Annotated in this window: 4 protein-coding genes and 2 pseudogenes; 4 read left to right on the top strand and 2 right to left on the bottom strand. The window is 70.3% G+C overall.

All coding sequences use genetic code 11. The annotated features are described in order from the left end of the window. Together ACZ6RC_RS33305 and ACZ6RC_RS33300 are read left to right on the top strand one after the other, a co-directional pair. A pseudogene (locus ACZ6RC_RS33305) lies at nucleotides 1-182 on the top strand (serine/threonine-protein phosphatase); the annotation flags it as partial. A gap of 187 nt (nucleotides 183-369) precedes the next feature. Then, a complete protein-coding gene (locus ACZ6RC_RS33300) occupies nucleotides 370-843 on the top strand; it encodes an SPW repeat protein (RefSeq protein WP_469590618.1) in 474 nt (157 codons plus the stop codon). 182 nt (nucleotides 844-1,025) lie between these two features. Here the strand turns inward: ACZ6RC_RS33300 and ACZ6RC_RS33295 are convergent, their stop codons facing one another. After that, complete coding sequence (locus ACZ6RC_RS33295) at nucleotides 1,026-1,817, bottom strand: hypothetical protein (protein WP_469590615.1); 792 nt, start codon at nucleotides 1,815-1,817, stop codon at nucleotides 1,026-1,028. Here ACZ6RC_RS33295 and ACZ6RC_RS33290 point away from each other — a divergent pair. Continuing rightward, entirely contained in the window at nucleotides 1,710-2,096 is a 387-nt protein-coding gene (locus tag ACZ6RC_RS33290) for a lamin tail domain-containing protein (RefSeq protein ID WP_469590620.1), read from the top strand. The two genes, ACZ6RC_RS33295 and ACZ6RC_RS33290, sit on opposite strands and share 108 nt — an antisense overlap. Nucleotides 2,097-2,371: 275 nt before the next feature. Here ACZ6RC_RS33290 and ACZ6RC_RS33285 read toward each other — a convergent pair whose 3' ends face one another. Continuing rightward, nucleotides 2,372-3,526: an oxygenase MpaB family protein gene (locus ACZ6RC_RS33285; protein WP_469590610.1), complete on the bottom strand. Its 1,155-nt coding sequence runs from the start codon at nucleotides 3,524-3,526 to the stop codon at nucleotides 2,372-2,374. A gap of 952 nt (nucleotides 3,527-4,478) precedes the next feature. Between ACZ6RC_RS33285 and ACZ6RC_RS33280 the strand changes: the two are divergent. Then, nucleotides 4,479-4,693, top strand: a pseudogene (locus tag ACZ6RC_RS33280) (HEAT repeat domain-containing protein); the annotation flags it as partial.

Below are 4,693 nucleotides of genomic sequence, written 5' to 3'. Positions count from 1 at the left end.
CCGCAGCCGTCGACCTGCCCGGCCTTCTGCGTAAAACCGCCGCCGAGCACCCGCGGGAGGTCGTCCGCACGCTGGTCGGCGCGGTCACCGACGCTCACGGCGGATGCCCACCGCGAGACGACGCCACCGTCCTGTGCCTCGACTGGCGCGGCCCCGGCACGGGCACCCACGCGCCCAGCTGAGCCCCGACGACGGCGTCGGAAAGTGGTGCCGGGAAGGGGGGTCGAAACGTCGGCCGACCCGGTTGCTTTCGGCGAGGGCCCCCGAGGGACCCCCATCAGGGATCGGCACACATATCAGCCGTTTTGCCCTTTTTATATCGATTTTATGGGTAGGCGCCGGTCACCAGTCCCTTTCCTGGAGGTCGTCATGGCATCGACCCACCGCGCCCCCATCGAAGAACACCCCGACCTGATGGAACTCCGCGCCCGGCACGACCGCGCGGCCGCCACTCCGCGTGCCCAGATGGTCGAGGCTCTGGCACTGCTCACGGGGCTCTACCTCGCCGCGTCCCCCTGGATCGTCGGCTTCAACGGCTTTACCACCCTCGCGGTCACGAACCTTATCGCCGGTATCGCCTACATGCTTCTGCTGGGCGGTCTGGGCAATTCCTACGAGCGGACCCATTCCATGGCCTGGGCCGCGGCCGCCATCGGCATCTGGACCTGCGTCGCGCCGTGGGTGGTGGCCGGGGATGTTGCCCACACCCGCTCGATCACCAGCAACCTCATCACCGGCGCCATCGCCACCCTCCTCGCCCTCGCCGCCGCCTCCGCGGCCCGCGACAAGGACGCCGGCCGCCACGGCTCCGGCGCTCGGGGAGCCATGCCAGGAAGCCGCTGACCCCCGAAGTCCGGGGACCGCATGGTGCGACCGCGACAGAAGGATCATCGGCTGCTCGGCCGCCCGGCCGAGCTGCTCGGCCGGGCGGCCGAGCAGCCGGCCGTAGTGGAGAGCAGCGTCGGCGCAGTCGTGCTTTCACTCGGCCTTACGCGACGGTCTGTGGCGTTTTCACGAGGACGCCGTCAGAGTCCATCGCTGCGGTCACGGGCCCGCAGGGTGGGGCAGTCGCGTTGCCGTTTGCGGGGGATGGCGGCGTCATCGGTCGGCTCCCTCCACGGGTCATCGAGCCGGAAGCGGCGTTCGCCCGCGCCATCGGACCACGGGGGTGAGGGTGGCCGACGGAACGCCCATGGCACGCACGATGATCTCGTCATGGGCGGAGCCAGGCGACCACCGCGGACCGCTGAACCGCGGATGCGTGTCAGCGCCGGCGACCGGGTGGAAGGAACCGGCGTGCGGCGGCGCCAGTTCTGCACGGCCCGCCGGCCCACGCAGGCGATCCGCGCGGTCTCCGCCAGGAACACCGTGTCCCCGTCCGCGCCGCTGGGGTCGAGCGCGGCGAGCGGCCCCACGGGGCGGCGACCTGGTCCGGACGTGCCGGCGGCGAGTATCTCTACCTCGCCTTCAAGCGGGAGGACTCGGTCGCCGACCCGATCACGGACGTCTGCTTCGCCCAGTCCGGCGACGACGCCGACGTCAAGGCCCCGGAAGGGTTCCAGCGGGTCGATGTCGATCTCAACGCGGGCGCGGGCGGGGACTACAGCTACCTGTGCTACGCCCGTATCAAGGGGCACGAGCCGGTCGAAAACCTGAAGGTCATCACCTCGCAGGAGGCCGATCCGGAGCCTCCGGCCGCTTTCCGGCGCATCGACACCGACCTCAACGACAACGTCGACGGCAGCTACATCTACCTCTGCGAGCAGAAGAAGCAGAGCCCGGCCGACGGCAGGCCCAGCCTGGCGGGCAGCGTCCACCGCCAGGGCGTCAACCCCGGCGAGTCGGATGAGTACGTAGAGGTCCGCAACACCGGCGACGCGTCCCTCGACCTATCCGGCTACACCGTCTCGGGCCCGCACACCGACAAGGTGTTCACCTTCCCCAGGGGCGCGAAGCTGGAGGCCGAGAGCAGCGTCCGGGTCTACACCAACGAGGTCCACGAAGAGAGCGGGGGCTACTCGTTCAACAGCCCCGAACCGATCTGGCGCAACGCCGACCAGGGCGAGGACCTGGTACAGATCCGTCCACCGCACTGACGCCCCGGAGCCGGCCGGCGCCACGACGGCGTCGGCCGGCCGGGCCCGAACCCCCCGCCCGTGCGGCTCATCGCGGCGAGACGTGGGCCGTGTCCGGCTGACCCACCGCTCTCCACCCCCGGCAGGCTCACGACCCGTGCGCCGTCATCGGTCACGCCGCAGCTGCAGCCGAGACCCCGCCGGACCGGATGAACGTCATCGACGGAGGGCATCCAGGCGAGGCGCACATACCGGAGCGCGACAGGGCCTGAAGGGCACCTCGGAGACAGAGGCGTTTAGCGGTTGTCGCCGAGTTCCTGGTGCATCTGCGGCTGGTCGTCCTGGCCCTGGGTGAGCGCGGCTTTCTCCATGTCGCGAAATGCGGTCGAGGCGACGCCGAGGATGTCCTTGTAGGGGTTGACCCCGGTGGCCTTCTCCGCGCCGCCGCCGAGGAGTCCGCCGCCGATCCCGCTGACGGCCTTGTGGCCGGCGGCCAGCGGCTTGCCTGCGGTGGACAGCAGTCCCTTGGGCAGGCCGGCCATGTCGGCGTACGTGTCACCGAGCGCGGTGCGGACCATGGCGATGAACGCGTCGTGGGAGGGGCCGGGGAAGAACTTCTTGTAGTAGTTCACGGCCTGCTTGGTCATGAAGACGCCGTCGTCGGTCTTCTTCCACTCCTTGTCGCGTTCCTGGGTCCACAGCCGGTCGACCTCGTCAGCGTCCTTGGGCAGTACCCACTTCTCCGGTGTGCCGAGGTAGTGGTTGACGTAGTGCCAGGCGCACATGAAGCCGTGCGCGTCGTCCTTGGAGACGTCCAGGCCGAGGTTGCGCATGCCCTGGAGGATCTGCACGGAGAAGACGCAGGCGGCGCCGGTGGTGTACTTCTGGGAGACCGGCTCGCCCCACTTGCCGTAGTCCCACTCGCCGGACTTCTTGTGCAGTTGCCGGACGGACGCGTGGACCAGACGGACCTTGGTGACGTTCGCCTTCAGCGTGCCGTCGGTCATCGCGCCCTTCTTGTCCATGTCGACGAACAGGCGCGAGGACTGCGACAGACGGCGGCCGGGTCCCTCCACGCCGCCCAGGCGGCCGGTCGAGCGCAGGGTGAACGCGCCGGTCGGGGACAGGTAGGTGCCGATCAGGCCGACAGTCCCCTGGAGCATGGCAACCTCGCCGCGGTGACGGTCGAAGAACTTTTCCGCGGCCTTGACGTCCGCGCCGGTCCAGCCCGGCGGGTCGGTCTCCGCCGCCCTCAGGAACTCCTGCAGGCGGGGCGGCAGATTCGAGCGGTCCTGCCCCGGCTGGAGCGTGGCGATCGTACGGAACAGGGCGTTGACCCCGTCGATCTCCTTTTGGTCGATCAGATCCGAGACCAGCTCGTCGGCCTCGGGATCACCCACTTTGCTCGCGGCCTCGAGCTCCTGGGCAACGTACTGGGCAGTCAGCGGCACAACGCGTCCTTCCTCATCCACGGGGAAACGGGCCGCTCGCCGGGCGGCTCCACAGGAGAACCCCCGGGCAGTCTCCGCAACCGGCGAGCGCCAGCCATGCTTCCGGCCTCACCGCCGGCCGCCCACCCCTCGATGACAGTGGATCGTTTCCCCCTCACCCGGACGGCGCAGCCCCCGGGCGCCGGACGGCCGGCCAGGCAAGGGCCCGCCGCGGGCGCGGGGCGGAGGCGATCTCGGGCGCTCGAGGTACCCGGGGGCACGGAGGCCTCGGCATGTCCGTCCTGCGACCGCTCCCTCCGGCCCGGCGCCGCACGGCCAACAGGATCACCGCCCCGGGACCCCAGGACCATCCGCGAAGGCCCCGCGCCCAGGCCCGGCTCACGCCCGCCCGGGGGACGCCGAGGGCGGCTTCGGCCAGTCCCAGAAGGGGGCGCCCGGAAAGCGCCTGACCGGGCGGCGGGAGTGCCAGCGGCCTGTCGGAGAAAGGAGCCGCAGGTGCGGGACTGCGCCTCGCTCGGTGCGGGGTCCTGAACGCCGGCGGAAGCCGCCGCATGGGTGTCCGCGCGAGGGGCGGCGGATCCGTCGCCCCCTCGCCTTGAAGCGGCCGCGGTCATCGCGGAGGGTGGCCTTGTCGCGGTCGTTGTCCCAGACGTAGTTGCGGCGGCCCTGGAGGGCCGGCGATGCGTCGGCCGTCCTTGCGTTGACCCGGTCGACCACCGGCTCCATGCGCAGCCGGTTCTCGCATCCCGGGTCGAAGGAGAGCTGCGTGTCGGGGCCCTCGTCAGCCGGGCGGAAACCTTCGGCGATGAGGGCGAGTTCAGGACAGGCGTCATTCGCGATGAGCGCATTCCTCGAGCCTCGACACCCATGCCGCGGCTCCATACCTGCCCCGAGGATGGGCGTCGTGGTCGGTTCTGCCGGGGTGTCAGTGCTGTCCGGCATAGTGCCGGGAATGATCGACAACTTGGAGAACATCGACTGGGCGTCCATGGGGCACGCCTATGGATCTGCCAGTGATGTTCCGCAATGGCTGCGCGACATGGCCTCGCCTGACGACGAGGTCCGGAAGCAGGCGTTCCGCAGCTTCTACAGCGCAGCCCACCACCAGGGGGACGTGTATCCCTGCACGGTGGCCAGCCTGCCGTTCCTGTTCGCCATGGCCGACGC

The organism is Streptomyces sp. NPDC048353 (assembly GCF_055587165.1).
Note: the sequence above shows the minus strand (reverse complement) of the source record. Positions and strands in the feature narration are given on the sequence as shown.